General features: G+C 68.3%; 34 protein-coding genes and 1 tRNA gene. 27 read left to right on the top strand and 8 right to left on the bottom strand.

Translation table 11 applies throughout. From position 1 onward, the window contains the following. Positions 1-14 precede the first annotated feature (14 nt). Positions 15-629 carry an NAD(P)-dependent oxidoreductase gene (locus ACV7GQ_RS04050; protein WP_470312267.1) on the top strand — a complete coding sequence of 205 codons (615 nt, stop codon included), beginning with the start codon at positions 15-17 and terminating at the stop codon, positions 627-629. Here the strand turns inward: ACV7GQ_RS04050 and ACV7GQ_RS04045 are convergent. The 4 genes from ACV7GQ_RS04045 to ACV7GQ_RS04030 all read right to left on the bottom strand — a co-directional run bounded on the left by ACV7GQ_RS04045 (position 623) and on the right by ACV7GQ_RS04030 (position 3,116). Beyond that, positions 623-1,267 (bottom strand): class I SAM-dependent methyltransferase, encoded by a 645-nt coding sequence (locus ACV7GQ_RS04045; RefSeq protein ID WP_470312266.1) that lies wholly within the window; start codon positions 1,265-1,267, stop codon positions 623-625. The two genes, ACV7GQ_RS04050 and ACV7GQ_RS04045, sit on opposite strands and share 7 nt — an antisense overlap. 83 nt (positions 1,268-1,350) lie before the next feature. Next, complete coding sequence (locus ACV7GQ_RS04040; RefSeq protein WP_470312265.1) at positions 1,351-1,827, bottom strand: double winged helix-containing putative transcriptional regulator; 477 nt, start codon at positions 1,825-1,827, stop codon at positions 1,351-1,353. Continuing rightward, positions 1,827-2,759, bottom strand: a complete 933-nt coding sequence (gene mch, locus ACV7GQ_RS04035) for a methenyltetrahydromethanopterin cyclohydrolase (protein ID WP_470312264.1) — start codon at positions 2,757-2,759, stop codon at positions 1,827-1,829. The genes ACV7GQ_RS04040 and mch overlap by 1 nt, the downstream gene beginning before the upstream one ends. A 24-nt stretch (positions 2,760-2,783) precedes the next feature. Further along, positions 2,784-3,116 (bottom strand): MTH1187 family thiamine-binding protein, encoded by a 333-nt coding sequence (locus ACV7GQ_RS04030; protein ID WP_470312263.1) that lies wholly within the window; start codon positions 3,114-3,116, stop codon positions 2,784-2,786. A gap of 91 nt (positions 3,117-3,207) precedes the next feature. On the opposite strand from ACV7GQ_RS04030, the gene ACV7GQ_RS04025 reads away from it, so the two are divergent. Continuing rightward, a complete protein-coding gene (locus tag ACV7GQ_RS04025) occupies positions 3,208-3,759 on the top strand; it encodes a response regulator (protein ID WP_470312262.1) in 552 nt (183 codons plus the stop codon). A 188-nt stretch (positions 3,760-3,947) separates the two neighbouring features. Here ACV7GQ_RS04025 and ACV7GQ_RS04020 read toward each other — a convergent pair. Continuing rightward, positions 3,948-4,019, bottom strand: a tRNA-Gly gene (locus tag ACV7GQ_RS04020). 298 nt (positions 4,020-4,317) lie between these two features. On the opposite strand from ACV7GQ_RS04020, the gene ACV7GQ_RS04015 reads away from it, so the two are divergent. Genes ACV7GQ_RS04015 through secY form a run of 25 tightly spaced genes read left to right on the top strand, consistent with a single transcriptional unit; the run spans position 4,318 to position 18,561 of the window. Beyond that, a complete protein-coding gene (locus ACV7GQ_RS04015; RefSeq protein WP_470312261.1) occupies positions 4,318-5,163 on the top strand; it encodes a putative RNA uridine N3 methyltransferase in 846 nt (281 codons plus the stop codon). Positions 5,164-5,167: 4 nt separating this feature from the next. Further along, positions 5,168-6,184: a 50S ribosomal protein L3 gene (rpl3p, locus tag ACV7GQ_RS04010; protein ID WP_470312260.1), complete on the top strand. Its 1,017-nt coding sequence runs from the start codon at positions 5,168-5,170 to the stop codon at positions 6,182-6,184. A 3-nt stretch (positions 6,185-6,187) separates the two neighbouring features. Further along, positions 6,188-6,928: a 50S ribosomal protein L4 gene (gene rpl4p, locus ACV7GQ_RS04005; protein ID WP_470312259.1), complete on the top strand. Its 741-nt coding sequence runs from the start codon at positions 6,188-6,190 to the stop codon at positions 6,926-6,928. Beyond that, positions 6,925-7,182 (top strand): 50S ribosomal protein L23, encoded by a 258-nt coding sequence (locus ACV7GQ_RS04000; RefSeq protein WP_470312258.1) that lies wholly within the window; start codon positions 6,925-6,927, stop codon positions 7,180-7,182. The genes rpl4p and ACV7GQ_RS04000 overlap by 4 nt, the downstream gene beginning before the upstream one ends. A 2-nt stretch (positions 7,183-7,184) precedes the next feature. Next, positions 7,185-7,907: a 50S ribosomal protein L2 gene (locus ACV7GQ_RS03995; protein WP_220620794.1), complete on the top strand. Its 723-nt coding sequence runs from the start codon at positions 7,185-7,187 to the stop codon at positions 7,905-7,907. Further along, on the top strand, positions 7,904-8,326 hold the full coding sequence (locus tag ACV7GQ_RS03990) for a 30S ribosomal protein S19 (protein ID WP_470312257.1): 423 nt from the start codon (positions 7,904-7,906) through the stop codon (positions 8,324-8,326). Before ACV7GQ_RS03995 ends, ACV7GQ_RS03990 begins: the two co-directional genes overlap by 4 nt. 2 nt (positions 8,327-8,328) lie before the next feature. After that, a complete protein-coding gene (locus tag ACV7GQ_RS03985) occupies positions 8,329-8,790 on the top strand; it encodes a 50S ribosomal protein L22 (protein ID WP_470312256.1) in 462 nt (153 codons plus the stop codon). Continuing rightward, complete coding sequence (locus ACV7GQ_RS03980; protein ID WP_470312255.1) at positions 8,790-9,698, top strand: 30S ribosomal protein S3; 909 nt, start codon at positions 8,790-8,792, stop codon at positions 9,696-9,698. The genes ACV7GQ_RS03985 and ACV7GQ_RS03980 overlap by 1 nt, the downstream gene beginning before the upstream one ends. Further along, entirely contained in the window at positions 9,695-9,913 is a 219-nt protein-coding gene (gene rpmC / locus ACV7GQ_RS03975; protein ID WP_166971544.1) for a 50S ribosomal protein L29, read from the top strand. Before ACV7GQ_RS03980 ends, rpmC begins: the two co-directional genes overlap by 4 nt. Then, on the top strand, positions 9,913-10,200 hold the full coding sequence (locus ACV7GQ_RS03970; RefSeq protein ID WP_470312254.1) for a ribonuclease P protein component 1: 288 nt from the start codon (positions 9,913-9,915) through the stop codon (positions 10,198-10,200). The genes rpmC and ACV7GQ_RS03970 overlap by 1 nt, the downstream gene beginning before the upstream one ends. Beyond that, positions 10,191-10,517 carry a 30S ribosomal protein S17 gene (locus tag ACV7GQ_RS03965; protein WP_166971548.1) on the top strand — a complete coding sequence of 109 codons (327 nt, stop codon included), beginning with the start codon at positions 10,191-10,193 and terminating at the stop codon, positions 10,515-10,517. The genes ACV7GQ_RS03970 and ACV7GQ_RS03965 overlap by 10 nt, the downstream gene beginning before the upstream one ends. Beyond that, positions 10,517-10,915 (top strand): 50S ribosomal protein L14, encoded by a 399-nt coding sequence (locus ACV7GQ_RS03960; protein WP_166971550.1) that lies wholly within the window; start codon positions 10,517-10,519, stop codon positions 10,913-10,915. The genes ACV7GQ_RS03965 and ACV7GQ_RS03960 overlap by 1 nt, the downstream gene beginning before the upstream one ends. Positions 10,916-10,919: 4 nt before the next feature. Next, positions 10,920-11,282 (top strand): 50S ribosomal protein L24, encoded by a 363-nt coding sequence (gene rplX / locus ACV7GQ_RS03955; protein WP_470312253.1) that lies wholly within the window; start codon positions 10,920-10,922, stop codon positions 11,280-11,282. Further along, the gene (locus ACV7GQ_RS03950) at positions 11,279-11,986 is read left to right on the top strand and encodes a 30S ribosomal protein S4e (protein WP_470312252.1); all 708 of its coding nucleotides are present in this window, start codon (positions 11,279-11,281) and stop codon (positions 11,984-11,986) included. The genes rplX and ACV7GQ_RS03950 overlap by 4 nt, the downstream gene beginning before the upstream one ends. Continuing rightward, the gene (locus tag ACV7GQ_RS03945) at positions 11,983-12,513 is read left to right on the top strand and encodes a 50S ribosomal protein L5 (RefSeq protein WP_470312251.1); all 531 of its coding nucleotides are present in this window, start codon (positions 11,983-11,985) and stop codon (positions 12,511-12,513) included. The genes ACV7GQ_RS03950 and ACV7GQ_RS03945 overlap by 4 nt, the downstream gene beginning before the upstream one ends. Continuing rightward, positions 12,510-12,689 carry a 30S ribosomal protein S14 gene (locus ACV7GQ_RS03940; protein WP_220620785.1) on the top strand — a complete coding sequence of 60 codons (180 nt, stop codon included), beginning with the start codon at positions 12,510-12,512 and terminating at the stop codon, positions 12,687-12,689. The genes ACV7GQ_RS03945 and ACV7GQ_RS03940 overlap by 4 nt, the downstream gene beginning before the upstream one ends. A gap of 2 nt (positions 12,690-12,691) precedes the next feature. After that, on the top strand, positions 12,692-13,084 hold the full coding sequence (locus tag ACV7GQ_RS03935; RefSeq protein WP_470312250.1) for a 30S ribosomal protein S8: 393 nt from the start codon (positions 12,692-12,694) through the stop codon (positions 13,082-13,084). 2 nt (positions 13,085-13,086) lie between these two features. Then, positions 13,087-13,623 (top strand): 50S ribosomal protein L6, encoded by a 537-nt coding sequence (locus tag ACV7GQ_RS03930; protein ID WP_470312249.1) that lies wholly within the window; start codon positions 13,087-13,089, stop codon positions 13,621-13,623. After that, on the top strand, positions 13,623-14,477 hold the full coding sequence (locus ACV7GQ_RS03925; protein WP_470312248.1) for a 50S ribosomal protein L32e: 855 nt from the start codon (positions 13,623-13,625) through the stop codon (positions 14,475-14,477). Before ACV7GQ_RS03930 ends, ACV7GQ_RS03925 begins: the two co-directional genes overlap by 1 nt. Further along, entirely contained in the window at positions 14,477-14,926 is a 450-nt protein-coding gene (locus tag ACV7GQ_RS03920; protein ID WP_470312247.1) for a 50S ribosomal protein L19e, read from the top strand. Before ACV7GQ_RS03925 ends, ACV7GQ_RS03920 begins: the two co-directional genes overlap by 1 nt. Continuing rightward, entirely contained in the window at positions 14,926-15,489 is a 564-nt protein-coding gene (locus ACV7GQ_RS03915; protein ID WP_470312246.1) for a 50S ribosomal protein L18, read from the top strand. The genes ACV7GQ_RS03920 and ACV7GQ_RS03915 overlap by 1 nt, the downstream gene beginning before the upstream one ends. Then, positions 15,486-16,124, top strand: coding sequence for a 30S ribosomal protein S5 (locus ACV7GQ_RS03910; protein ID WP_166971568.1), 639 nt, complete (start codon positions 15,486-15,488; stop codon positions 16,122-16,124). The genes ACV7GQ_RS03915 and ACV7GQ_RS03910 overlap by 4 nt, the downstream gene beginning before the upstream one ends. Beyond that, complete coding sequence (rpmD, locus tag ACV7GQ_RS03905) at positions 16,124-16,588, top strand: 50S ribosomal protein L30 (protein WP_470312245.1); 465 nt, start codon at positions 16,124-16,126, stop codon at positions 16,586-16,588. Before ACV7GQ_RS03910 ends, rpmD begins: the two co-directional genes overlap by 1 nt. Further along, positions 16,588-17,088 carry an uL15m family ribosomal protein gene (locus tag ACV7GQ_RS03900; RefSeq protein ID WP_470312244.1) on the top strand — a complete coding sequence of 167 codons (501 nt, stop codon included), beginning with the start codon at positions 16,588-16,590 and terminating at the stop codon, positions 17,086-17,088. Before rpmD ends, ACV7GQ_RS03900 begins: the two co-directional genes overlap by 1 nt. 6 nt (positions 17,089-17,094) lie before the next feature. Then, on the top strand, positions 17,095-18,561 hold the full coding sequence (gene secY / locus ACV7GQ_RS03895; protein WP_470312243.1) for a preprotein translocase subunit SecY: 1,467 nt from the start codon (positions 17,095-17,097) through the stop codon (positions 18,559-18,561). 168 nt (positions 18,562-18,729) lie between these two features. Here the strand turns inward: secY and ACV7GQ_RS03890 are convergent, their stop codons facing one another. The 3 genes from ACV7GQ_RS03890 to ACV7GQ_RS03880 are packed head-to-tail and all read right to left on the bottom strand — an operon-like array spanning position 18,730 to position 23,347. Beyond that, positions 18,730-19,773: a DUF4350 domain-containing protein gene (locus ACV7GQ_RS03890; protein ID WP_470312242.1), complete on the bottom strand. Its 1,044-nt coding sequence runs from the start codon at positions 19,771-19,773 to the stop codon at positions 18,730-18,732. Continuing rightward, on the bottom strand, positions 19,766-20,710 hold the full coding sequence (locus tag ACV7GQ_RS03885; RefSeq protein WP_470313136.1) for a S49 family peptidase: 945 nt from the start codon (positions 20,708-20,710) through the stop codon (positions 19,766-19,768). The genes ACV7GQ_RS03890 and ACV7GQ_RS03885 overlap by 8 nt, the downstream gene beginning before the upstream one ends. 60 nt (positions 20,711-20,770) lie before the next feature. Continuing rightward, on the bottom strand, positions 20,771-23,347 hold the full coding sequence (locus ACV7GQ_RS03880; RefSeq protein WP_470312241.1) for a PKD domain-containing protein: 2,577 nt from the start codon (positions 23,345-23,347) through the stop codon (positions 20,771-20,773). Positions 23,348-23,412 lie beyond the last annotated feature (65 nt).

Raw genomic sequence — 23,412 nt, 5'->3', positions numbered from 1 at the left:
CGGTCTAGACGGACATGGATATTCTCGTCTTCGGCGCGAGCGGTCGGGTCGGCCGTCGTATCTGCGACTACGCCACCAGCGACGGCCACGCCGTCACCGCGTTCGTCCGCGACGCCGCGGCGGCCCCGGCAGGGAGCAGGGTCGTCGAAGGTGACGTCACCGACGCCGAGGCGGTCGCCGCCGCCGTCCCGGGCCACGACGCCGTCTGTCTCGCCGTCGGTCCGGACGCGGGCGAGTCCCCGGCGGTGCTATCGGTCGGTATCGAGAACGTGCTCGCGGCGATGGCGGCGAGCGGCGTCGACCGCCTCGTCACCGTGGGGGCGGCCGGCATCCTGCAGGCGACGCCGAACCGACTCCGGCTCGACACGCCGGAGTTCCCCGACCACCTGCGGCAGGTGGCGACGGCCCACCAGGACGTCTACGAACGCCTGCGGGATTCGACCGTCGACTGGACGCTCGTCTGTCCCCCGCGGATGCCCGAGGGGACGCCGACCAACCACTACCGGACGGCCGTCGACTACCTCCCGGACGGCGGGCAGTCGGTCTCGACGGGTGACGTGGCGGCGTTCCTCTACGAGACGCTCGTCGAGGACACCTACCACCGGGCGCGGGTCGGTATCGCCTACTGACGGACCGCCTTCGCCAGATACGCCGGGTGCTGGTAGGGGTACCGCCGGTTCTCGAACGCAGCGTTGCGCACCCACCGGAGGTCCCAGCCCTCGCCGAACCGGGACCGGAACTCCGAGTAGGCGACGCCGCCGGGTCGTCGGCCCCAGCGTTCGGGCGCGGCCGCCGCGAGGACGAAACAGCCCGCGCCGGGCCGGAGGACCGTTCGGAGCGCCGCGACGTACCGGTCGCGCTCGGCGTCGTTCAGACAGTGGAACAGCGCCGAGTCCGTCGCCGTGTCGAACCGCAACGGGAGGTCGCCTATCGAGAGGGCGTCCCAGACGAGGAACTGTGCGTCGCTCCCTCGCCAGTGCGCCTTCTGGCGCGCCTGTGCGATGGCCTGCGGCGCGAAGTCGACGCCCAGGACCTCGTGGCCGCGGGCCGCGAGATACAGCGACAGCTCACCGGTCCCGCAGCCGACGTCCAGGACCCGGCCGCGCAGTTCGCCCGCCTCCGCGAGTTCGACGAACGCCCGCTGCGGGCGACCGATGTCCCACGCGGGGGCCCCGGCGTAGGCGGCGTCGAACCCGTACGCGCGAGCGGAGACCGGCTGTGTCCCCGGGCTGTACGGCGGATAGCCGTGCCAGACCGGTGTGCTCATGCTACCCCTTCCGTAGGCGTCGTTCGCATAAGCTGGTTGACGAGTGCCGACGGCAAGAAGCTGTGGTGGCCTGGACTCGACGGCTACGCCGCGACGAACCCCGCATCGGTGTCCCGTGCGGCCCCGAACACCGTCGCCCACCCCAGCAGGTGTTCGACCCGCGTGTGCCAGACACCTTCCCAGTCGACGTGTCGCTCTCGCTCCCAGCGCGGAATCGCCGGCCGCACCGCGGCGAACACCTCGTCGACGGTCAGCGGGTCGCTCCCGAGCGTATCGAGCACCTCGGCCGCGCCGAAGACGTTCTCGCGGAACGCCGTCGCCAGCGTCTCCCCGTCCGGGTCGGTCCGCGTGCGGTAGTACCCCCGCTCGCTCTCCGCGACGAGGCCGAGCGCCCGGAGGAACGTCAGGTATTCGCGCGCGTTCTCGCGGTCCGGGACGTCCGTGGCCCGTTGGATGGCACGACAGCAGTCCGACTCGTCGTCCGGGACCAGCGGCACCGCCGCCCTCGCGTCGTCGAGGAAGGACAGCGACCGCGCCGGCGGGGCCACCTTGTAGCGCATCAGAGCCCGAAGCTCTCGGCCAGGACGTCCTCGTGCGTGTCGCCGACGACGTGCGTGTCGCCGCCGACGACGTCGACGGTGACCTGTGCCGGCGCGAACAGTTCGACGGGGAGGTCCGCGAAGTCCCAGTCGGCCGCCTCGAAGACCGCCTCCAGCGGTTCGCCGTACTCGCGCCCGGCGACGGAGGCCACCTCGTCGAACCGGTCGAACGACTCGTCGACGGTGAGGTGGACCTCGCCGCCGTAGGCCAGCGCGTCCGTCGTCCGGGCCATCGCCGTCGCCTCGTCGCCGGCGACGGGCGCCACGGGGGCGCGCGCGTTCGCCGAGAGCACCGAGACCGGGTCGAAGCCCAGTTCGGCCAGCCGGAAGACGGCCAGTTCGGCCGCCCGGGCGGCGGCGACGACGCTGCCGGTGACACTCGCCGACGAGAACGCCGGGAGGAACACGCCCGTCTCGGGGACGCCGGTGCGCTCGGCCACCTGTGCGGCGACGGCCTCGTCCGGCAGTTCGTCCGTCTCCACCGCGAGGACGGCGAAGTCGGCCTCCTCCCGGTAGCCGATGCGCTGGAACGCCTCCTCCTCGGCCACGAGCGCGCGGGCCGGGCCGCTCCCCAGCCCTTCGAAGCCGTCGGCCGAGAGCTCCCAGCCGCCCTTCTGCGAGCACAGCAGCGCCAGCGCCGGGTGGTCCGTCGACAGTTCGACGTGGGTCAGCGGCGCGCCGGCGACGGCGTCCATCGTTGACTGGACCGTCGCGAGCCCCGCGGTCTGTATCTCCGCGAGGACCAGCCCGGCCTCGACGGCGCCGGGCACCTCGACGCCGAAGTCCAGCACCGCGGCGTCGCCAGAGAGCGCGTGTACGTCTATCGTGAGTTCGTCGGCGAAGTCGATGGCCTCGTCGACGAGCTCCGTGGCCATCCGGTTGAGACTGTCCATACGCGGTCTTTGGCAGCCTGCCTTTTAATCTCCGCCTTCGGACCCGTCGCTCCGTGCGGCACGGCCCAGCTCGGACTCGACGGCGTCGACCTTCTCGCTCGCACGCTGGTCGACGCCGCGCTTGTCGTCTATCTTCAGGAACGTCTCGACGCGGTCGGACTGCGCGCCGACGGCCTCGTGGGCAGCGTGGGCCGCCGCGAACAGTTCCTCGCTGTCGTCGGCCTCGATTATCGTGCCCATCGGCGTCGTCTCGTACTCGACGTCGAACGCCTCGAGGGCCGCGACGGCGTCGGCGACGTAGGGGGCCATGCTCTCCTCGACGACCGGTGCGACGGACAGGAAGCCGATACAGGTCATACCTGGTCGTCGGGCGGCGGCGTCCTAACTGTGGCGTTCGCGGGTCTCGACACCTAGATTTATTGCCATCCCAACACAAAAAAGGGGTGTCGTGAGCGACTCCCGCCCATCGGTCCTCCTCGTCGAGGACGAACCACCCCTCCGGGAGGCCTACTCACGGGTCCTCTCGCAGTCCTACGACGTGTCGACGGCCACGACTGGCGAGGCGGCGATAGACCGCCTCACAGACGAGATAGACGTGGTCCTCCTCGACCGCACGCTCCCCGACGTCGACGGGGAGGACCTCCTCCGAGAGGTACAGGCCCGCACCGACCACTGCTACGTCGCGATGGTGACCGCCATCGAACCCGACTTCGACATCATCGACATGGGCGTCGACGACTACCTCGTCAAGCCCGTCACGACCGAGGCGGTACAGGAGGCGGTCGACCGACTGCTCTCGCTGGCCGAGTACGACGAGACGTACCGAGACCTGAGCCAGAAGCGCGTGAAGCGGAACGTCCTCGCACAGGAGAAGTCGCCGCCGGAACTCGGCGAGAACGAGGAGTTCCGCCGCCTGCAAGCGGACATCGACCGCCTGGAGGCCGAGCTCGACGAGATAGCCGACGAGTGCGAGGGCGTCGAACGCGACCTCGAACAGTGAGCGGTTGTTACCGGGACTCCGAGTGAGTACTGGCGGCTCCGCTCACGGGTCGAGGTCCGAGAAATGCGCTGGCTGGGATTTGAACCCGATGCAAATCCTCGCTTCCCTCGGATTTCCGTGCTTCAAATCCAGGGCGATTTCGTCTCGCGACGCGACTCGCTTCGCTCGTCGGTCGGCGTCGACAGAAATGCGCTGGCTGGGATTTGAACCCAGGTTGTGACCATGGCAAGGTCACGTGATACCAACTACACTACCAGCGCCCAGCGTGGCGCACTGCGCCTCTCTGCATTCCAATCTGGCGAGGGTGACGGTAAAAAGCCTTCCGTTTTCCGAGGACAATCGTGGGACGTGAGGGCATTCGGCGCATAGGTCTCCCGAGAGTGGATAGCACGCCACGGCCTTTCGGAACCGGCAAGGCCCGTGTGGGCGGTTCACGGGCTACGGACTGTGACGGGCCGTGTGAACGCGTCCCAACGCGTGCGCGAAGCGGGGTCTTTTTACCGTAGGGACGGAGAAGTATCGCTACAGTCTAGTGGCGTGACGTGGAAGCGTCACGGCATGACGACCAGCGTACTCGTGCCCGACTCCCTCACACGGGAAGCCGAGGACCGCCGCGAGGCGACTCGAAAGCTCGGATACGTGGCCCGCGCGGCCACGGTGTTCCGGGTCGACCGGCTGACGGTGTTCCCCGACCCGGACGGGCGGGGCAAGTGGGAAGACGGGTTCGTCGAAACCGTGCTGCGGTACGCCGCGACGCCGCCGCACCTCCGAAAGGAGATGTGGGGCAAGCGGGACGAACTAGAGTACGTCGGCGTCCTGCCGCCGCTCCGCGTGCGTTCACAGACCGGCTCCGGATCTGAGGGTTCGGGGTCGTTAAGACAGGGAATCGTGACCGAGGTCGGAGCTGATGGGCGCGTACGGGTCAATTGCGGCATGCAACACCCGATCTCCCTCCCCGTTCCAGACGGTCTGGACGTGGGACAGGGGGAGCGCGTGACCGTCAGGGTCTCTTCGCGACGGCCGGTCCGGGCGAAACTCGTCGACCACCCCACGCCGGGGTTCGACGTCGTTTCCGCGGACCTCGATGCAGCACTCTCGCGTGACGACGCCGGGCTCACCATCGCCTCTTCGAGGTACGGAGAGCCGGCGACGACACACCGTCTCGGCCGTCTGGCCGAGCGACGGGACGCCGAGGGCGGCATGACAGTCGCCTTCGGAGCCCCCGAGCGTGGGTTACCGTCGATACTCGACGTGGACCCGGGCTCCGTCGGACGAGACCAGACAGACGACGACCCCACAGGGTTCGACCTCTGGCTGAATACGGTTCCGAACCAGGGCAGCGAGGTCGTGCGGACGGAAGAAGCACTGTTCGCCTCCCTCGCCTGTCTAACCCTCACGGAGTAAACGTATGCCACAATCAAGCAGACCACGCAAAGGCTCGCTGGGCTTCGGCCCGCGCAAGCGCTCGACGAGCGAGACGCCGCGCTTCAACAGCTGGCCGTCCGACGACGGCCAGCCCGGCGTTCAAGGGTTCGCCGGCTACAAGGCGGGCATGACTCACGTCGTGCTCGTCAACGACGAACCCAACTCCCCGCGCGAGGGGATGGAAGAGACCGTCCCGGTGACGGTCGTCGAGACGCCGCCGATGCGCGCCGTCGCCCTGCGAGCGTACGAAGATACGCCGTACGGCAAGCGTCCGCTGACGGAGGTCTGGACGGACGAGTTCCACGGGGAGCTCGACCGGACACTGAACCTGCCGGAGGACCACGACCCGGACGCTGCAGAGGAACAGGTACGCGACGCACTCGAGGCCGGTGACCTCGGGGACGTGCGCCTCATCACGCACACCGTCCCCGACGCCGTCCAGAGCGTCCCGAAGAAGAAGCCCGACGTGATGGAGACTCGCGTCGGCGGTGGTTCCCTCGAGGACCGCCTCAGCCACGCCCTCGAACTCGTCGCCGACGGCGGCGAGCACTCGATGAACGACGTCTTCCGCGCCGGCGAGTACGCCGACGTGGCCGGCGTCACGAAGGGCAAGGGGACCCAGGGTCCCGTCAAGCGCTGGGGCGTCCAGAAGCGGAAGGGCAAGCACGCCCGGCAGGGCTGGCGGCGCCGGATCGGCAACCTCGGCCCGTGGAACCCCTCCCGCGTGCGCTCGACGGTCCCCCAGCAGGGGCAGACCGGCTACCACCAGCGCACGGAACTGAACAAGCGCCTCATCGACATCGGCGAGGGCGACGACGCGACCGTCGACGGTGGCTTCGTCAACTACGGCGAGGTCGACGGCCCCTACACGCTCGTGAAGGGGTCGGTGCCCGGTCCGGACAAGCGTCTGGTTCGCTTCCGGCCCGCGGTGCGTCCGAACGACCAGCCGCGCCTCGACCCCGAGGTGCGCTACGTCTCCACAGAATCGAACCAGGGATAACCCATGCAGGCAACAATCTACACTCTGGACGGCGAGGCCGACGGCGAGGTCGACCTGCCGGACGTCTTCGAGACGCCCGTGCGACCCGACCTCATCCAGAAGGCCGTCACCGCCGCCCAGGCAAACCGGAAGCAGGACTACGGCTCCGACGAGTACGCCGGTCTCCGGACGCCGGCCGAGTCCTTCGGTAGCGGCCGCGGCCAGGCACACGTCCCGAAGCAGGACGGCCGTGCCCGCCGCGTCCCGCAGGCGGTCAAGGGCCGACGCGCCCACCCGCCGAAGGCCGAGAAGGACCGCTCCGTCGACATCAACGACAAGGAACGGCAGCTCGCCGTCCGCTCGGCGCTCGCCGCCACGACGGACGCCGAGCTCGTCGCCGAACGCGGCCACGAGTTCGACCGCGACGAGGTGCCCGTCGTCGTCTCCGACGACTTCGAGGACCTCGTCAAGACCCAGGAGGTCGTCGACGTCCTCGAAGCGCTGGACGTCCACGCCGACGTCGAGCGCGCCGACGAGACGAAGATCAAGGCCGGACAGGGGAAGGCACGCGGCCGGAAGTACCGCCGCCCCTCCTCCATCCTGTTCGTGACCAGCGACAAGCCCTCGAAGGCCGCCCGCAACCTCGCGGGCGTCGACGTGGCTACCGCCCGGGAGGTCAACGCGGAGGACCTCGCACCCGGCGCACAGCCCGGTCGGCTCACCGTCTTCACCGAGTCCGCACTCGAGGAGGTGGCCGAACGATGAGCTGGGACGTCATCAAGTACCCCCACGTCACCGAGAAGGCCATGAACGACATGGACTTCGACAACAAGCTCCAGTTCGTCGTCGACGACGCGGCTGGGAAGCCGGAGGTCACCGAGGCCGTCGAGTCCCAGTACGACGTCACCGTCGTCGACGTGAACACACAGAACACGATGGACGGCGAGAAGAAGGCCGTCGTTCGCCTCTCCGAGGACGACGACGCGCAGGAAGTCGCCTCCAGGATCGGGGTGTTCTAACGATGGGACGACGAATTCAGGGACAACGACGCGGTCGCGGGACGTCCACGTTCCGGGCGCCCTCGCACCGCTACAAGGCCGACCTTCAGCACCGTAAAGTCGAAGACGGCGACCTCGTCGCCGGGACCGTCGTGGACATCGAACACGACCCCGCTCGCTCGGCGCCCGTCGCGGCCGTCGAGTTCGAGGACGGCGACCACCGCCTCGTGCTGGCGCCGGAAGGCGTCGGCGTGGGCGACGAACTGCAGGTCGGCGTCAGCGCCGAGATCGCCCCCGGGAACACGCTCCCGCTCGCGGAGATTCCCGAAGGGGTCCCGGTCTGTAACGTCGAGTCCAGCCCCGGCGACGGCGGGCGCTTCGCCCGCGCGTCGGGTGTCAACGCGACGCTGCTGACCCACGACCGCAACGTCGCGGTCGTGAAGCTCCCCTCCGGGGAGATGAAGCGCCTGGACCCGCAGTGCCGCGCCACCATCGGCGTCGTCGCCGGTGGCGGCCGCACTGACAAGCCGATGGTCAAGGCCGGCAACAAGTATCACAAGATGAAAGCCCGCGGGACGAAGTGGCCAAACGTCCGTGGTGTCGCGATGAACGCCGTCGACCACCCGTTCGGTGGCGGCGGCCGACAGCACCCCGGCAAGCCCAAATCGATCTCCCGCAACGCTCCGCCAGGCCGGAAGGTCGGGGACATCGCCTCGAAACGAACCGGCCGAGGTGGTGACGAATGAGTTCGGAATATCAAATCGGCCACGAAGGAGAGTTCTCCTTCCGAGGCCACACGCTCGACGAGCTGCAGGAGATGGAGCTCGAGGAAGTCGCGGAACTGCTCCCCGCACGCCAGCGGCGAAGTATCAAGCGCGGTCTGACCGAGGAGAAGCAGAAACTGCTCGAGAAGGCCCGCGAGGCCGACGAGGAGGCGACGGCCAACGACCCCATCCGTACGCACCTGCGCGACATGCCGGTGCTGCCGGAGATGGTCGACATCACCTTCGCCGTCCACAACGGCCAGAGCTTCGAGCGCGTGAAGGTAGAGCCCGAGATGCTCGGTCACTACCTCGGTGAGTTCCAGCTCACCCGCACCTCGGTCGAACACGGTCAGGCCGGCATCGGAGCGACACGCTCCTCGAAGTTCGTACCGCTCAAGTAATCATGGGAATCAGCTACTCAGTCGACGCCGATCCGGACACGACCGCGAAAGCGATGCTCCGTGAGCGGCAGATGAGCCACAAGCACAGCAAGGCCATCGCCCGAGAGATCAAGGGCAAGACGGCGGGCGACGCCGTCGAGTTCCTCGAGGCTGTCATCGAGGGCGACCAGCCGGTCGCGTTCAAGCAGCACAACTCGGGCGTCGGTCACAAGAGCAAGGTCGACGGGTGGGACGCCGGTCGCTACCCGGAGAAGGCCTCCGAGGCCTTCATCGACCTGCTGGAGAACGCCGTCGGCAACGCCGACCACCAGGGCTTCGACGGTGAGGCCATGGAGATCATGCACGTCGCCGCCCACAAGGTCGGCGAACAGCAGGGTCGCAAGCCCCGCGCGATGGGGCGTGCGTCCGCGTGGAACTCCACGCTGGTCGACGTCGAACTCATCCTCGAGGAGGTCGAGAACTGATGGCCGACGAACAGCAGTTCATCGAGGACGGCCTCCAGCGGACCCAGATTGACGAGTTCTTCGCGGACGAACTCGGTCGCGCGGGGTACGGCGGCATGGACGTCGCCAAAACCCCGATGGGGACCCAGATCGTCCTGAAGGCCGAGAAGCCCGGCATGGTCATCGGCAAGGGCGGAAAGAACATCCGCAAGATCACGACGGAACTCGAAGAGCGGTTCGACCTCGACGACCCGCAGATCGACGTCCAGGAAGTCGAGGAGCCGGACCTCAACGCCCGCATCGTCGCGGACCGTCTGGGGAACGCCCTCGAGCGCGGCTGGTACTTCCGCAAGGCCGGTCACACGACCATCGACCGGATCATGGAAGCCGGCGCGAAGGGCGCCGAGATCGTCCTCTCCGGGAAGGTCACGGGTGCCCGCTCGCGCGTCGAGAAGTTCAACCGCGGCTACATCAAGCACAACGGCGAACCCGCCGAGGACATCGTCGACAGCGGCGTCGGCGTCGCCGTGATGAAGCTCGGCACCATCGGCGTCCGCGTGAAGATCATCCCGCCGAACGCCGAACTCCCCGACGACTTCGAGATCTACGAGGACGTCGAGGTCGAGGAGTACGTCGCCGAGACCGACGGCGAGTCGGTCGAGGAACTCCTCGAAGGCGAACCCGAAGCGGAAGACGACGCCGAGACGACCGAGGTTGGTCACGACCAGCCCGACGAGACCGAAGCGGAAATCGACGAAGAGGTCGTCGAAGAGGAGATCGTCGAGGAAGACGTCGAGGTCCCGACCGACGACGACGTCGACGACGTGGACGTCGAGGAACTCGAAGACGCAGTCGACGAGGAACTCGACGAGGACGTCGAAGCCGAAGCGGAAGAGCTCATGGACGAGATGGAGGATGACGAAGAATGACCGTCCTACACGTCCAGGAGATCCGTGACATGACGCCCGCCGAACGCGAGGCGGAACTCGACGACCTGAAGACGGAACTGCTCAACGCCCGGGCCGTGCAGGCCGCGGGTGGCGCCCCGGAGAACCCGGGCCGCATCAAGGAACTGAAGAAGGCCATCGCCCGGATCAAGACGATTCAGGGCGAAGAAGGCGACCTCCAGCCGGAGGACGAATAATGCCACTGACACCCGAGACGCTCCCACGTCACGAACTCGTCGGCCTCGACGTCGAGGTCGTCGCCGCGTCCAGCCCGGACGCCGTCGGTATCAGCGGGACGGTCGTCGTGGAGACGACCCAGACGCTGGCCGTCGAAGGAGCCGACCGGGTGTGGCACGTGCCGAAGGACAGCGCGACGTTCGCCTTCGACCTGCCATCGGGACAGCGAGTCCGGGTGGACGGTTCGATACTCGTCGCCCGTCCCGCTCGCCGCACAGAGAAATCAGGTGATTCCAAATGGCGCTAGGACTGAACGTACAGGAACCGGAGACGACCTGTACCGACCAGAACTGCCCGTTCCACGGAGAGCTCTCCGTGCGCGGTCAGACACTGGACGGTGAGGTCGCCTCCACCGACATGGAGAAGACCGTCGTCGTCGAGCGCGAGTACGACGTGAAGGTGCCCAAATACGACCGCTTCATGAAGCGGCGGAGCCGCGTTCCGGCTCACGCACCGGACTGTCTCGACCTCGCGGTCGGTGACACGGTCACGATAGCAGAGTGTCGACCGCTCTCGAAGACGAAGAGCCACGTCGTCGTGGCGATCGAGGACGGTGAGCAATAATGGAGGCGCTGAACGCAGACGTCACCCAGGGACTCGAGAAGGGTTCGCTCATCACGTGTGCCGACAACACGGGCGCACGCGAGCTGAAGGTCATCTCGGTCCACGGCTACTCGGGGACGAAGAGCCGACACCCGAAGGCCGGTCTGGGCGACAAGATCACCGTCTCGGTCACCAAGGGGACGCCGGAGATGCGTCGCCAGGTGCTCGAGGCCGTGGTCGTCCGTCAGCGAAAGCCCATCCGCCGTCCCGACGGCACCCGCGTCAAGTTCGAAGACAACGCGGCCGTCATCGTGGACGAGAACGAGGACCCGCGCGGGACCGAGCTGAAAGGCCCCATCTCGCGGGAAGTCGCAGAGCGGTTCGGGAGTGTCGCCTCCGCGGCGACGATGATCGTATAGAACCATGAGTGAGCAACCACACAAACAGCGAACGAGTCAACGACGCGCCCCGCTCCACGAGCGTCACAAGCAGGTCCGGGCGACGCTGTCGGCCGACCTCCGCGAGGAGTACGGCCAGCGCAACGTCCGCGTCAACGCCGGAGACACCGTCGAGGTGCTCCGCGGTGACTTCGCCGGCGAAGAGGGCGAGGTCGTCGACGTCGACCTCAAGGACGCCACCATCGAGGTCGAGGGTGTCACCCTCGAGAAGACGGACGGCGAAGAGGTCCCTCGCCCGCTCGACACCTCGAACGTTCGGGTCACGGACCTGGACCTCGAGGACGACGAGCGGGAATCGCGTCTCGAATCGGAGGATGATTCCGCATGAGTAACCACCAGAAGCGCCTCTCGGTCCCCAACAGCTGGCCCGTAGAGCGCAAGACGGCAACGTTCACGGTGAAGGCCGGCGCCGGCCCGCACGGTGAGTCGGGGGTCCCCCTGCTCATCGTCCTGCGGGACGTGCTGGGCTACGCCGACAACCGCAAGGAAGCGCGCTACGCGCTCAACGAGGACAACGTCCTCATCAACGGCAAGGCCGTCTCCGACGAGGAGCGCCCTGTCGGGATGTTCGACATCCTCGCGTTCACCGAGCGCGAAGAGTACTACCGAGTGTTCCCCGGCGAGGGCGGTCGGCTGGCCCTGACCGCCATCGAGGCGGACGCCGCCGAGTCCAAGCTGGGCAAGATCGTCACCAAGACCCACGTCGACGGTGGCGAGGTCCAGCTCGGCCTCCACGACGGCGAGACCCTCGTCGTCGAGGACGACCAGACCTACGCCGGCGGCGACTCCATCGTCGTCGACAACGAGTCCAGCGAGATAATCGCCCACTTCGAGTACGAGGAGGGCGCTCTCGTCACGGCCGTCGACGGCGCACACGCCGGCGAGATCGGCACCATCGACGAGATTCAGGTCACGCCCGGTTCGGCCCAGAACAACGTGCTCGTCTCCCAGGACGACGGCGGCTTCGAGACGGTCGAAGAGTACGTCGTCGTCATCGACGAGAACTTCACGGGCGGAGGTGACGACGAATGAGCTCGGAGAGCGAGTCCGCCGACTTCCACGAGATGCGGGAGCCGAGCGTCGAGAAGGTCGTCGTCCACATGGGCATCGGCCACGGTGGCCGCGACCTGGCCAACGCCGAGGACATCCTCGGCGAGATCACCGGCCAGAGCCCCGTCCGGACGAAGGCAAAGCGGACCGTCGGCGAGTTCGACATCCGCGAGGGCGACCCCATCGGTGCGAAGGTCACCCTTCGCGACGAGGTCGCCGAGGAGTTCCTCGAGACGGCCCTGCCGCTCGCCGACCTGTCGGCGACCCAGTTCGACGACACCGGCAACTTCAGCTTCGGCGTCGAGGAACACACGGAGTTCCCGAGCCAGGAGTACGACCCGAGCATCGGAATCTACGGGCTGGACGTCACCGTCAACCTCGTCCGCCCGGGGTACCGCGTCGCCAAGCGCGACAAGGCGTCGCGCTCGATTCCGTCGAACCACCGACTCAACCCCGAAGACGCGACGGCGTTCATCGAGTCGACATTCGACGTGGAGGTCAGTGAATGAGCGAAAGTGAAACCACAGAAGAGCCCGACGCCGCCGAGACAGAGCGGACCGGCCAGCTCGAGTCCTGTCAGCGCTGCGGGCGCGAACAGGGGCTCGTCGGCAAGTACGACATCTGGCTGTGTCGCCAGTGCTTCCGCGAGATATCTCGGGGAATGGGCTTCAAGAAGTACAGCTAACCATGACAGGAAACGACCCATTCGCCAACGCGCTGTCGGCCATCGATAACGCCGAGAGCGTCGGGCATCTGGAGCAGACGGTATCGCCCGCCTCGAACGAAATCGGCTCTGTCCTCGAGGTCTTCTACGACCGCGGGTACATCGACGGATTCACCTTCGTCGACGACGGCAAGGCCGGCGAGTTCGAGGTCGAACTGAAAGGTGCCATCAACGAGTGTGGCCCGGTCAAGCCCCGCTACTCTGCGGGTGCCGACGAGTTCGAGAAGTGGGAGAAGCGGTTCCTCCCCGCCCGTGACTACGGGACCCTCGTCGTCACGACCAGCCACGGCATCATGAGCCACTACGAGGCCCGCGAAGAGGGCGTCGGTGGCCAGGTCATCGCGTACGTATACTGACAATGTCACGAGTAGAACTGGAGATTCCGGAGGACGTGACCGCCGAACTGGACCATCTCGACCTCACCGTCGAGGGGCCCAACGGCAGTGTCACACGTCGGCTCTGGTACCCCGACATCGACGTCTCGGTCGAGGACGACACCGTCGTCGTCGAGTCCGAGGTGGAGGACGCGAAGACGATGTCGACTATCGGTACCTTCGAGAGCCACATCGAGAACATGTTCCACGGCGTGACCGAGGGCTGGGAGTACGAGATGGAGGTCTTCTACTCTCACTTCCCCATGCAGGTCGACGTCGAAGGCGACGAAGTCGTCATCGAGAACTTCCTCGGCGAGAAGGCCGCGCGTCGGACCACCGTCCACGGTGAGACCGACGTCCAGGTCGACGGCGAGGAACTGACGCTGACTGGCCCCGACATCGAGGCCGTCGGTCAGACCGCCGCGGACATCGAACAGCTCACGCGCATCAACGACAAGGACGTGCGCGTGTTCCAGGACGGGGTGTACATCACCCAGAAACCGAACCGAGGTGACGCCTGATGGCAGACAACCCCGACAACAAGAGCAGCGACGCCGACGCGAACGAGGAAGCGCTCACGCAGGGCGGCGCCCCCGAGGCCGACGTCGAGTCGGAGCAGCCGCTCGACGGCGAGCCGGCCGAGGACGCCGACCAGGTCGCCGAGGAGGCCGAGTCCGACAGCGACGACGAGATGGAGCTGACCGACATCAGCGGCGTCGGCGACTCGAAGGCCGACTCGCTCCGCGAGGCCGGCTTCGAGACGGTCGACGACGTCCGCGCCGCGGACCAGTCCGCACTCGCGGAGGTCGACGGCGTCGGGAACGCCCTCGCGGCCCGTATCAAGGCCGACGTCGGCGGGCTCGAGGTCGACACCGAGACCGAGGCCGAAGTCGAAGAGGAAGGCGCCGAGGAAGAGCCCGAGGCGGACGTGGAGACGGAGCTCCAGCCCCGCGGGCTCGCCGACAAGACGCCCGACCTCGACGACGAGGAGGCTCGACTGCTGGCACAGCGACACCGCGTCGGCACGCCGCAGTTCAACCGACAGGACCACCACAAGAAGAAGCGCGTCTCGACGTCGTGGCGCCGCCCGCGCGGCCAGCTCTCGAAGCAGCGCCGCGGCATCAAGGGCAAGGGCGACACGGTCGAGGCGGGCTTCCGCTCCCCGAAGGCGGTCCGCGGTCGACACCCCTCCGGCTTCGAGGAGGTCCGCGTGCACAACGTGGCCGACCTCGAGGGCGTCGACGGGGACGTCGAGGCGGTCCGCATCGCCTCCAAGGTCGGCGCTCGCAAGCGTGAGCGTATCGAGGAGGAGGCCGAGGACGCGGGTATCCGCGTGCTCAACCCCACCTACGAAGAAGTCGAGGTGAACGAGTAATGACGGACCTCTCCGCACAGAAGCGACTCGCAGCAGACGTCCTCGACGTCGGGAAGAACCGCGTCTGGTTCAACCCCGACCGGCAGGGCGACATCGCGGACGCCATCACCCGCGAGGACGTCCGCGAACTGGTAGATGAGGGCGCCATCCAGGCGAAAGACAAGAAGGGCAACTCCCGCGGCCGCGCCCGGGAACGCCAGAAGAAGCGCGCCTACGGCCACCAGAAGGGAGCCGGTTCCCGGAAGGGCAAGGCCGGGGCACGACAGGACCCCAAAGAGGAATGGGAGTCGCGCATCCGCGCCCAGCGCAAGAAACTGCGCGAGCTGCGCGACGACGGCACACTCTCGAGTTCGCAGTACCGCGACCTGTACGACAAGGCCGGCGGTGGCGAGTTCGACAGTGTCGCCGACCTCGAACGATACATCGACGCAAACCACGGTGACGAATAATGGCGACAGGACCACGATACAACGTGCCGATGCGGCGACGCCGCGAGGCCCGTACCGACTACCATCAGCGGTTGCGCCTGCTGAAATCCGGCAAGCCCCGCCTCGTTGCTCGAAAGAGCAACAAGCACGTCAGGGCGCAGCTGGTGACGTTGGGCCCCGACGGCGACCGCACGCTCGCGTCCGCTCACTCCAGTGACCTGGCCGACTACGGCTGGGAGGCCCCGACGGGCAACATGCCCTCGGCGTACCTCACCGGCCTGCTGGCCGGCCTTCGCGCACAGGAAGCGGGCGTCGAGGAAGCGGTGCTGGACATCGGCCTCAACTCCCCGACCCCCGGAAGCAAAGTATTCGCAATACAGGAAGGCGCAATCGACGCCGGGCTCGACGTCCCCCACAACGACGACGTGCTCGCCGACTGGCAGCGCACCCGCGGTGCCCACATCGCCGAGTACGCCGAGCAGCTGGACGACCCGCTGTACAGCGGGGACTTCGACGCCGAAGACCTCCCGGAACACTTCGACGAAGTACGGGAGACCCTACTGGAAGGTGACATCGAACTATGAGTGCTGACAACGGCTGGGAACCCCGCACACGCCTCGGCAAGCAGGTCGCCGAGGGCGACATCGACTCCATGCAGGAGGCGCTGAACTCGGGGCTTCCCCTGAAAGAATCGGAAGTCGTCGACCAGCTCGTTCCCGACCTGGAAGACGAAGTGCTGGACATCAACATGGTCCAGCGGATGACCGACTCCGGCCGGCGGGTGAAGTTCCGCTGTGTCGTCGCAGTCGGCAACCGCGACGGCCTCGTCGGCTACGCCGAAGGGCGTGACGACCAGGTCGGCGGTGCCATCCAGAAGGCCATCGACGTGGCCAAACTGAACCTCATCGACGTCTCCCGCGGCTGCGGGTCCTGGGAGTGTGGCTGTGGCCGTCCCCACACGGTCGCGCTGCGCACCGAGGGCAAGGCCGGGAGCGTCGAGGTCGAGCTCCAGCCGGCCCCGCGCGGGCTGGGCCTCGCGGGCGGGGAGACCGTCCGCAAGGTGCTCGAACTGGCCGGCATCGAGGACATCTGGACCCGCTCCAGTGGGAACACGCGCACCACGGTCAACTTCGCGAAGGCGACGTTCAACGCCCTCAAGAACACGGCCGAGGCGCGCGTCCCCGAGCGGACCTTCGAGAAGCGCGAGGTGATCGAGTGATGCAAGCGCTCGTTCAGATCCGCGGCGACGTGAACATGGATACGGACATCCACGACACGCTGAAGATGCTGAACATCCACCACGTCAACCACTGTACGTTCGTCCCCGAGACGGACACGTACAACGGGATGGTCTCGAAGGTCAACGACTTCGTGGCCTTCGGCGAACCCAGCCAGGAGACGGTCGAACTGCTCCTGGAGAAGCGCGCCGAACCCGCCGAGGGCGACGCCGACGTCGACGACGAGTGGGTCGCCGAGAACACCGACTACGACGACATCGAGGGCCTGGCGTGGGCGCTCGTCTCCGAGGAGACGACGCTGCAGGACCAGGGCCTCTCGCCGACGCTCCGTCTCCACCCGCCGCGCGGCGGTCACGACGGCATCAAGCACCCCACCAAGGAGGGCGGTGAACTCGGGCGGCACGACTCCGAGGGCATCGACGCACTGCTGGAGGCGATGCGATAATGACGAGCAAGAAACGACGACAGCGCGGGTCCCGCACCCACGGCGGCGGCTCGCACAAGAACCGACGCGGTGCCGGGCACCGCGGTGGCCGCGGGGCCGCCGGGCGTGCCAAACACGAGATGCACAACTACGAGCCGCTCGGCAAGAGCGGCTTCACGCGTCCCGAGAAGGTCCAGGAGACCGTCGCGACGGTCGACGTCCGCGAACTGGACGAGGACGCCCCGCTGCTGGTCGCCGACGGCCTCGCTGAGGAGGACGGCGACGGCTACCACATCGACGCCCGAGAGGTCGTCGAGGACGCCGACGACGCCGACGTCGTGAAGGTGCTCGGTGCCGGACAGGTCCGGAACGAGCTCACCGTCGTCGCCGACGACTTCTCCGCGGGTGCCGAGGAGAAGATATCGGCCGCCGGTGGCGAGACCGAACTGACCGAACTCGGCCAGGAGCGGCAGGAGGCCGCCGAAGAAGCCGCCGAGGACGACGCGGACGACGAGGAATAAGGACCTATGAGCTGGAAGGACACCGCCGAACCGCTGCTCGTCCGGATGCCGGCAGTGCAGCGTCCGGAGGGCCACGTCCCGTTCAAGCGCAAGCTGATGTGGACGGGCGGCGTGTTGATGCTGTACTTCTTCCTGACGAACGTCAAGCTGTTCGGCCTCGACATCGACGCCAGTCAGGACGTCTTCGGCCGATTCGGGTCGATTCTCGCCTCTGGACAGGGGAGCATCTTGCAGCTGGGTATCGGACCCATCGTCACGGCGTCCATCGTGTTGCAGTTGCTCGGTGGGGCGAACCTGCTCGGGCTGAACACGCAGGACGACCCGCGTGACCAGATCCTCTATCAGGGCCTCCAGAAGCTGCTGGTCCTGGTGATGATCTGTCTGACGGGACTGCCGATGGTCTTTGCGGGCGGCTTCCTGCCGGCGGACACGGCCGTCGCGCAGTCGCTGGGTATCGGCGAGACCGGTGTCCAGTGGCTCATCTTCGCGCAGATATTCGTCGGCGGTGTCCTCATCCTGTTCATGGACGAGGTCATCTCGAAGTGGGGCGTCGGCTCCGGTATCGGGCTGTTCATCGTCGCCGGCGTGAGCCAGCGACTGCTGGGCGGTCTGCTCGCGACGCCGTTCATCGGCGGGCAGAGCGGCATCCTGCACACCTGGTACCTGTTCATCGTCGGCGAGCAGTCCATCGGTCCGGTGCTCGGTGCGTCCGGGCTCCAGACCCTCTTCATGGGGCAGGGCCGGCTGCTGGCCCTGATCACGACCGTCCTCATCTTCTCGGTGGTCGTCTACGCCGAGTCCGTCCGCGTCGAGATTCCGCTCTCGAACGCCCGGGTGAAGGGCGCGCGTGGTCGCTTCCCCGTGAAGCTCATCTACGCCAGCGTCCTGCCGATGATTCTCGTCCGGGCGCTGCAGGCGAACATCCAGTTCCTCGGCCGCATCCTCCAGTCCCAGCTGGGCTCGCTCCCGGCGTGGCTGGGCACCTACGACAACGGACAGGCCACCGGCGGCCTGTTCTACTACCTGGCGCCTATCCAGTCGCCCGGTGACTGGATGTGGTGGCTGGAGACGACGGCCCAGCCGGCGTGGCAGATACTCATCCGCGTCGGTATCGACCTGACGTTCATGCTGGTCGGCGGCGCCGTCTTCGCGGTCTTCTGGGTCGAGACGACCGACATGGGGCCGGAGGCGACGGCGAAGCAGATCCACAACTCCGGGATGCAGATCCCCGGCTTCCGGCAGAACGTCGGCGTCATCGAGAAGGTGCTCGAACGATACATCCCGCAGGTCACCGTCATCGGCGGTGCCCTGGTCGGGCTGCTGGCGGTCATGGCCAACATGCTGGGCACCATCGGCGGTGTCTCCGGGACGGGGCTGCTGCTGACGGTCTCCATCACGTACAAGCTGTACGAGGAGATCGCCGAGGAGCAGCTCATGGAGATGCACCCGATGATGCGCCAGATGTTCGGCTGAGCCGCCGCGTATCGCACCACGACTTCCGGTCGGTTACACCCGGTTCCCGACACCGCATTCTTTCAGAGCGAGCCCACGAGCGGCAGTACTGTCTCAAAGCGACGTCGACACTCGGGAACCGTGTAGTCTGGTCGGACGGGAGCCGTCTCGGGCACTCCTATCGCCCGCTCAGGTAGACGGCGTCGGCGTCTCGTTGGTCGGCGTGGCGGTCCCGTTGCCGGTCTGACCGCCGTTCGTGCCGTCAACGTCGTCGGGCTCGGGCGCCCCGGGGAGGCTCTCGGGCGCGTCCCCGGCGGCGAGGAACGAGAGGAGGTTCCCGACGAACACCTCGTTGTCGGCGTCGTACACCTCCGACCGCTCGAGCAGGGTCGTGTCCGCGACGAACACGAGGTTCTCCGTGCGGGCGACGGTGGGGTACTGCCCGGCGCGGCGGGAGTCGAGCGTCTGAGTCCCCGGGGCAGACTGGTACACCACCTCGGCGTCGCTGGTCCGGCTGACCACGACGTAACCGCCGGCGTCGAAGGTGACCGTCTCGGCGCCGTCGGTCAGCGGGTCGTCGCCCCGCGGCGAGCTGTAGATGCTCTTGAAGTTGTTGTCGTTGGCCGAGTCCTCGACGTTGAACAGCGGTTCGGCGCCGATGCGGACGCCGTAGGACTCGGTCAGGTCGTTCGCGCCGAAGGAGACGGAGGTGGCCCCGCCGCCGAACAGGCCGGTCGAGACGCGCGACTGGGTCGGTTCCGCGAGGACGACCACGTGGCCGCCCTCGGCCGTGAAGTTGCGGATGACCGCCCGTTCGCCGTCGGAGAACCCCTCCGTGGGCTGGACGACCAGCAGGCCCGACCGGCCCGCGAGTGTCCGGTTGTACGGCCGGTCGGCCTCGACGTCGTCGGAGAACGTCACCGTGTGGCCGGCCCGGAACGCGGCCTCGACGGTGGGTTCGAGGTCCGACTCCTCGAACTGGTTGCCGTGGTCGGTGTCGACGAGGATGCGAGCGTCACCCCGGTCGACGGCGATACGCCCCGTCTCGGGGTCGACCTCGGGGTTGACGCGGTCCGGTTGGAACTGTGCCGGGGACTGGCCCTCGATACCGGCACCGTCGGGCGTCCCGACCGTCCCGCCGACGAGGAGCCCGAGCAGCGCCGTCGCGCCGACGAGCAGGACCGCGACGACGATGTACGTCGCGACCAGCGTGACGACGCGACCCTCAGTCATAGACGTACACCTCCCCGTCGGATGCGTTCCCCGCGGGGACGCCCCAGACGGCGTAGTACTCGACCGGGCGCTGGAACTCCTGCTCCCGGGTGTCGTCGGGCCGGTCGACGTAGACCACGTCGCCCTCGACCCGTTCGACGCTCCCGTCCAGGACGAACACCTGCACGGGGCGCTGCGTGTCGGCGTAGACCACGTCGTACTGGTCGCCCTCGATGTCCGGCGAGAGTTCGGCGGCCCGTTCGATGGCCGTCCCGACGTCGCCGATACGGTCGGCGAACCCGTTCTGAACCGCGCGCGTTCCGAGGTACGTGCGGCCGCTGGCCACCTCGGACCGACTCAGCGTGAGCTCGTCGCCCCGGTGGCGCAGCACCGTCCCGACGAACGCCCGCTGGAGGGTCTCGATGTCCTGGCGGAGGCTGTCGAGGCTTATCTGGGCCTTGTCGGGCCCGGACCGGACGAACTGCTCCTGCTGGCGCGCGGTGTCCTCGATGGCGCTCCGGGGGGCCTGTACGATGACGCCGATGCTCCCGACGTTCGAACTCGGCTTGACGATTATCTCGTCGGCCGGCGAAATCCCGAAGTAGCCGCCGGACGCGGCGGTCCCCTCGACGTAGGCGACCACCGGCATCTCGCTGGCGGTCCGGTTGACCGCCAGGTAGAACTCCTCGCTGGCGTCGACGGGGCCGCCGGGGCTGTCTACGCGGAGGACGACCGCGGCGACGGAGTCGTTGCCCCGTATCTGTCTGAGCCGCTGCGTGACGGCGGCGACGTTGGCGTCGGTGGTCCCGCCGCGCAGAGTGACGACGGCGACGTGCTCCCGGTCACCGCCCGCGCTCGCGGTGACGTCCCAGACCACCGGGCCCAGGACGACCGCTGTCACGACGGCGGCGGTGACGACGACCACGTACGCTGCCGTGGTAGCTGGTGACAATTTCATGTACGATGACACTATCTGGCGTAGGTGCCACCGGACGAATAGCTTTGGGGAGGGGCGAAATCAGCGACGGCGGGCTAACAGGGCGGCCACGACGACCGCCACCAGCGTGACAGCCACGCCGAGCCCCGGGCCGGACCCGCCGGTCGTCTGGCCGTCGGTCCGCCCCTCGGTGTCTGTCCCGGCGGCCGACGACGGCGTGGCGGAGCCACCGGACGCGGGCGTGGACGCCTCGCCGACGGTCACCGTCGCCGACGCGTCGCCGGCGCGGACCGTCCGGTCACCGGCCGACTCGAACCGTCGGACGAACGTGGTCTCGGTCGTCTCGCCGGCCGCCAGCGTGACGGTCCGGTTCGCCGTCGTGCCCGCGTCGTCGAGTCGCACCGTCTCGGTCCCCTCCCTCCGGCCCGCGTTGGTCACCGTGACCGTCACTTCGACGGGGTCACCGACGCCGACCTCGGAGACGTTGGTCCTGACGTCCGTCACCGAGAGCGCCGGGACCGGGACGCCGACGGTGAGTTCGGCGGGAGCCGTGGTCGTGACGTTGTAGACGTGCCGGCCACCGCTCGTTTCGACCAGCGTCGTGTTCAGGGCGGTCACAGCCCCGTCGTCGACGCGGAACGCCGTCACCGACGCGGGGTCGGTGTCGCCGAGGCGGGCCCCGGCGACGCTGAACGTCGCCGTCACCGTGGCGTTGGCGGCGGTGTCGGTCGCCAGCGTGCCGAGCGGTCCGACGCCGACGACGGCGCGGCTCGTGTTGTTCGGTCCGGCCACGCGGATGATAGCGGGCGTCGCGCTCGGCGCGACGCTGAGTCGCTCGAAGCGCAGACCGTCGTCCGCCACCCGGGGCGTGACGCCGACCGGGTCGTCGTCGGCCGCGGCGACGCTGACGATGGCGCTCCGGCCGTCCGGTCGGTCGATGCCGACGGTCGGCCCGCTCGGTTCCGGCGGCGCTGCTGACCCGCCACCGCCGCCCCCACCGCCACCACCGCCGCCTGCGTCACGTTCGTCGGTGTCTCGGCTCCCGCCGGAGTCGCTCCCGCCGTCGTCGCCGTCGCTCTGACCCGAGTCCCCACCGTCCGACTGGGGCCGCACCGTCACGGCCGTCGAGTCGGTGTCGCTCCGGCCGCGGTCGTCCGTGACGGTGAACTCGAAGGTGAGCGTCGTCTCGCCGTCGACGGCGGGGGCGCCGAACGACGGCGTCCGGGCCGAGGCGTCGTCCAGCGTCACCGACGGCCCGCCGACCTGCGTCCACTCGTAGGATGCGTCGGGCGCGTCGTCGGCCGTCCCGTCGAGTGTCACGGTGTTCCCCTCGACGACCGAGCGGTCGGCACCGGCCTCCGCGACGGGGGACGGGGCACCCTCGGCGGTGACGGTAACCCTGTCCGTGCTGGTCTCCCGGCCGTCGCTGACGGTCAACTCGAAGGTGAGCCGCGCCGCGCCGTCGGTCTCGGGGACCACGAACGCCGGCGTCGCGCTGTCGGCGTCGTCGAGGTCGACGCTCGGCCCGTCGACCTGCGTCCACTCGTAGTCGAGGTCGTCGCCGTCCGGGTCGGTCGACCCCGTCCCCGTCAGTTCGACGGTCGTCCCGGGGTCCCCGCGTCTGTCGGGCCCGGCGATCGCCGTCGGTGCGGCGTTCGTATCCGCGACGGTCACCGCGACGGTGTCGGTGACCGCCTCCGCGGTGCCGTCGCTGACGGCCATCTGGAAGGTCAGTCGCGTGTCGTTGCCGGCCGGGGCTTCGAACTCCGGCGTCGCCGTCCTCGCGTCGGTCAGCGTGACGTTCGGCCCGTCGACCTGTCGCCACGCGAACGCGAGGTCGTCGCCGTCCGGGTCGGTCGACCCCGTCCCGTTCAACTCGACGGTGGTCTCGGGCGCGACCGAACGGTCGTCACCAGCCCTCGCCGTCGGCGGCCGGTTCGGCCGTTCGACGGTCACGGCGACGCGGTCGGTGTCAGTGGTCCCGTTCGCGTCGGCGACGGTCAACTCGAACCCGAGCGTCGCCGCGTCGGTCACGTCGGGGGCGGCGAACGACGGCGTCGCCGTCCCGTTGTCGGCCAGCGCGACCGACGGACCGCTCACCTGCGTCCAGCGGTACGTGAGTTCCGCGTCGTCCGGAGCCGTCGACCCGCTCCCGTCCAGTTCGACGCTCGTCTCCGGGGTGACCGTCCGGTTCTCGCCCGCGTCGGCCGTCACCGCGACCGGCCCGCCGACCTCGACCTCGTCGCTCGTCCGGTCGGTGACCCGGTCGCCGGTGTCCTGATAGATGCCGGACCCGGTCGCGGCGACCTCGTAGCTCCCGCCGTCGGCGGTCTCGGGGATTCCGAGGGTCAGCTCGACCGTGTGTTCGTCCCCGTCCCGCCAGAGCCACGCGCTGCCGGAGCTGGCGTCGCTGTCACCGTCGTCCACCACCTCGATCGTCCAGTTCGCCGGTACGGAGACGTCGATCGCGGGCGCGTCGACGTCCTCGACCGCGACGGTCGCCGTGAATCCCACCGACTCGCCCGGGGCGACGTTGTCGGCCGTCAGGGACTGCTCGACCGTGACGGCGTCGTCCGGTGCCGCGACTGCCGACGGGACGGCGACGACGGCGAGGAGCGCGAGCGCGACTGCGACGAGGCGGCGACGTGACACGGTCATCACGCCGGCCGACCTCGTCGCAGCGGGTGGTCACTCGTCGACACCGTGGGGGAGGCTGGACGCCG

This window comes from Haloarcula sp. MBLA0163, from assembly GCF_055632435.1.
This window is presented reverse-complemented; position numbering and strand designations above follow the sequence as displayed.

What these genes read in the sequence shown, in the direction of transcription:
- ACV7GQ_RS04045 (WP_470312266.1), bottom strand. Translation starts at nt 1,267, where the DNA reads ATGAGCACACCGGTCTGGCACGGCTATCCGCCGTACAGCCCGGGGACA.
- mch (WP_470312264.1), bottom strand. Translation starts at nt 2,759, where the DNA reads ATGGACAGTCTCAACCGGATGGCCACGGAGCTCGTCGACGAGGCCATC.
- ACV7GQ_RS03950 (WP_470312252.1), top strand. Translation starts at nt 11,279, where the DNA reads ATGAGTAACCACCAGAAGCGCCTCTCGGTCCCCAACAGCTGGCCCGTA.
- secY (WP_470312243.1), top strand. Translation starts at nt 17,095, where the DNA reads ATGAGCTGGAAGGACACCGCCGAACCGCTGCTCGTCCGGATGCCGGCA.
- rpmC (WP_166971544.1), top strand. Translation starts at nt 9,695, where the DNA reads ATGACCGTCCTACACGTCCAGGAGATCCGTGACATGACGCCCGCCGAA.
- ACV7GQ_RS03920 (WP_470312247.1), top strand. Translation starts at nt 14,477, where the DNA reads ATGACGGACCTCTCCGCACAGAAGCGACTCGCAGCAGACGTCCTCGAC.
- ACV7GQ_RS03945 (WP_470312251.1), top strand. Translation starts at nt 11,983, where the DNA reads ATGAGCTCGGAGAGCGAGTCCGCCGACTTCCACGAGATGCGGGAGCCG.
- ACV7GQ_RS04015 (WP_470312261.1), top strand. Translation starts at nt 4,318, where the DNA reads ATGACGACCAGCGTACTCGTGCCCGACTCCCTCACACGGGAAGCCGAG.
- ACV7GQ_RS03915 (WP_470312246.1), top strand. Translation starts at nt 14,926, where the DNA reads ATGGCGACAGGACCACGATACAACGTGCCGATGCGGCGACGCCGCGAG.
- ACV7GQ_RS03910 (WP_166971568.1), top strand. Translation starts at nt 15,486, where the DNA reads ATGAGTGCTGACAACGGCTGGGAACCCCGCACACGCCTCGGCAAGCAG.
- ACV7GQ_RS03990 (WP_470312257.1), top strand. Translation starts at nt 7,904, where the DNA reads ATGAGTTCGGAATATCAAATCGGCCACGAAGGAGAGTTCTCCTTCCGA.
- ACV7GQ_RS04000 (WP_470312258.1), top strand. Translation starts at nt 6,925, where the DNA reads ATGAGCTGGGACGTCATCAAGTACCCCCACGTCACCGAGAAGGCCATG.
- ACV7GQ_RS03940 (WP_220620785.1), top strand. Translation starts at nt 12,510, where the DNA reads ATGAGCGAAAGTGAAACCACAGAAGAGCCCGACGCCGCCGAGACAGAG.
- ACV7GQ_RS03930 (WP_470312249.1), top strand. Translation starts at nt 13,087, where the DNA reads ATGTCACGAGTAGAACTGGAGATTCCGGAGGACGTGACCGCCGAACTG.
- ACV7GQ_RS03965 (WP_166971548.1), top strand. Translation starts at nt 10,191, where the DNA reads ATGGCGCTAGGACTGAACGTACAGGAACCGGAGACGACCTGTACCGAC.
- rpl4p (WP_470312259.1), top strand. Translation starts at nt 6,188, where the DNA reads ATGCAGGCAACAATCTACACTCTGGACGGCGAGGCCGACGGCGAGGTC.
- ACV7GQ_RS04030 (WP_470312263.1), bottom strand. Translation starts at nt 3,116, where the DNA reads ATGACCTGTATCGGCTTCCTGTCCGTCGCACCGGTCGTCGAGGAGAGC.
- ACV7GQ_RS03935 (WP_470312250.1), top strand. Translation starts at nt 12,692, where the DNA reads ATGACAGGAAACGACCCATTCGCCAACGCGCTGTCGGCCATCGATAAC.
- rpl3p (WP_470312260.1), top strand. Translation starts at nt 5,168, where the DNA reads ATGCCACAATCAAGCAGACCACGCAAAGGCTCGCTGGGCTTCGGCCCG.
- ACV7GQ_RS04050 (WP_470312267.1), top strand. Translation starts at nt 15, where the DNA reads ATGGATATTCTCGTCTTCGGCGCGAGCGGTCGGGTCGGCCGTCGTATC.
- ACV7GQ_RS04040 (WP_470312265.1), bottom strand. Translation starts at nt 1,827, where the DNA reads ATGCGCTACAAGGTGGCCCCGCCGGCGCGGTCGCTGTCCTTCCTCGAC.
- ACV7GQ_RS03890 (WP_470312242.1), bottom strand. Translation starts at nt 19,773, where the DNA reads ATGACTGAGGGTCGCGTCGTCACGCTGGTCGCGACGTACATCGTCGTC.
- ACV7GQ_RS03960 (WP_166971550.1), top strand. Translation starts at nt 10,517, where the DNA reads ATGGAGGCGCTGAACGCAGACGTCACCCAGGGACTCGAGAAGGGTTCG.
- rpmD (WP_470312245.1), top strand. Translation starts at nt 16,124, where the DNA reads ATGCAAGCGCTCGTTCAGATCCGCGGCGACGTGAACATGGATACGGAC.
- rplX (WP_470312253.1), top strand. Translation starts at nt 10,920, where the DNA reads ATGAGTGAGCAACCACACAAACAGCGAACGAGTCAACGACGCGCCCCG.
- ACV7GQ_RS03880 (WP_470312241.1), bottom strand. Translation starts at nt 23,347, where the DNA reads ATGACCGTGTCACGTCGCCGCCTCGTCGCAGTCGCGCTCGCGCTCCTC.
- ACV7GQ_RS03885 (WP_470313136.1), bottom strand. Translation starts at nt 20,710, where the DNA reads ATGAAATTGTCACCAGCTACCACGGCAGCGTACGTGGTCGTCGTCACC.
- ACV7GQ_RS03995 (WP_220620794.1), top strand. Translation starts at nt 7,185, where the DNA reads ATGGGACGACGAATTCAGGGACAACGACGCGGTCGCGGGACGTCCACG.
- ACV7GQ_RS03925 (WP_470312248.1), top strand. Translation starts at nt 13,623, where the DNA reads ATGGCAGACAACCCCGACAACAAGAGCAGCGACGCCGACGCGAACGAG.
- ACV7GQ_RS03985 (WP_470312256.1), top strand. Translation starts at nt 8,329, where the DNA reads ATGGGAATCAGCTACTCAGTCGACGCCGATCCGGACACGACCGCGAAA.
- ACV7GQ_RS03970 (WP_470312254.1), top strand. Translation starts at nt 9,913, where the DNA reads ATGCCACTGACACCCGAGACGCTCCCACGTCACGAACTCGTCGGCCTC.
- ACV7GQ_RS03980 (WP_470312255.1), top strand. Translation starts at nt 8,790, where the DNA reads ATGGCCGACGAACAGCAGTTCATCGAGGACGGCCTCCAGCGGACCCAG.
- ACV7GQ_RS03900 (WP_470312244.1), top strand. Translation starts at nt 16,588, where the DNA reads ATGACGAGCAAGAAACGACGACAGCGCGGGTCCCGCACCCACGGCGGC.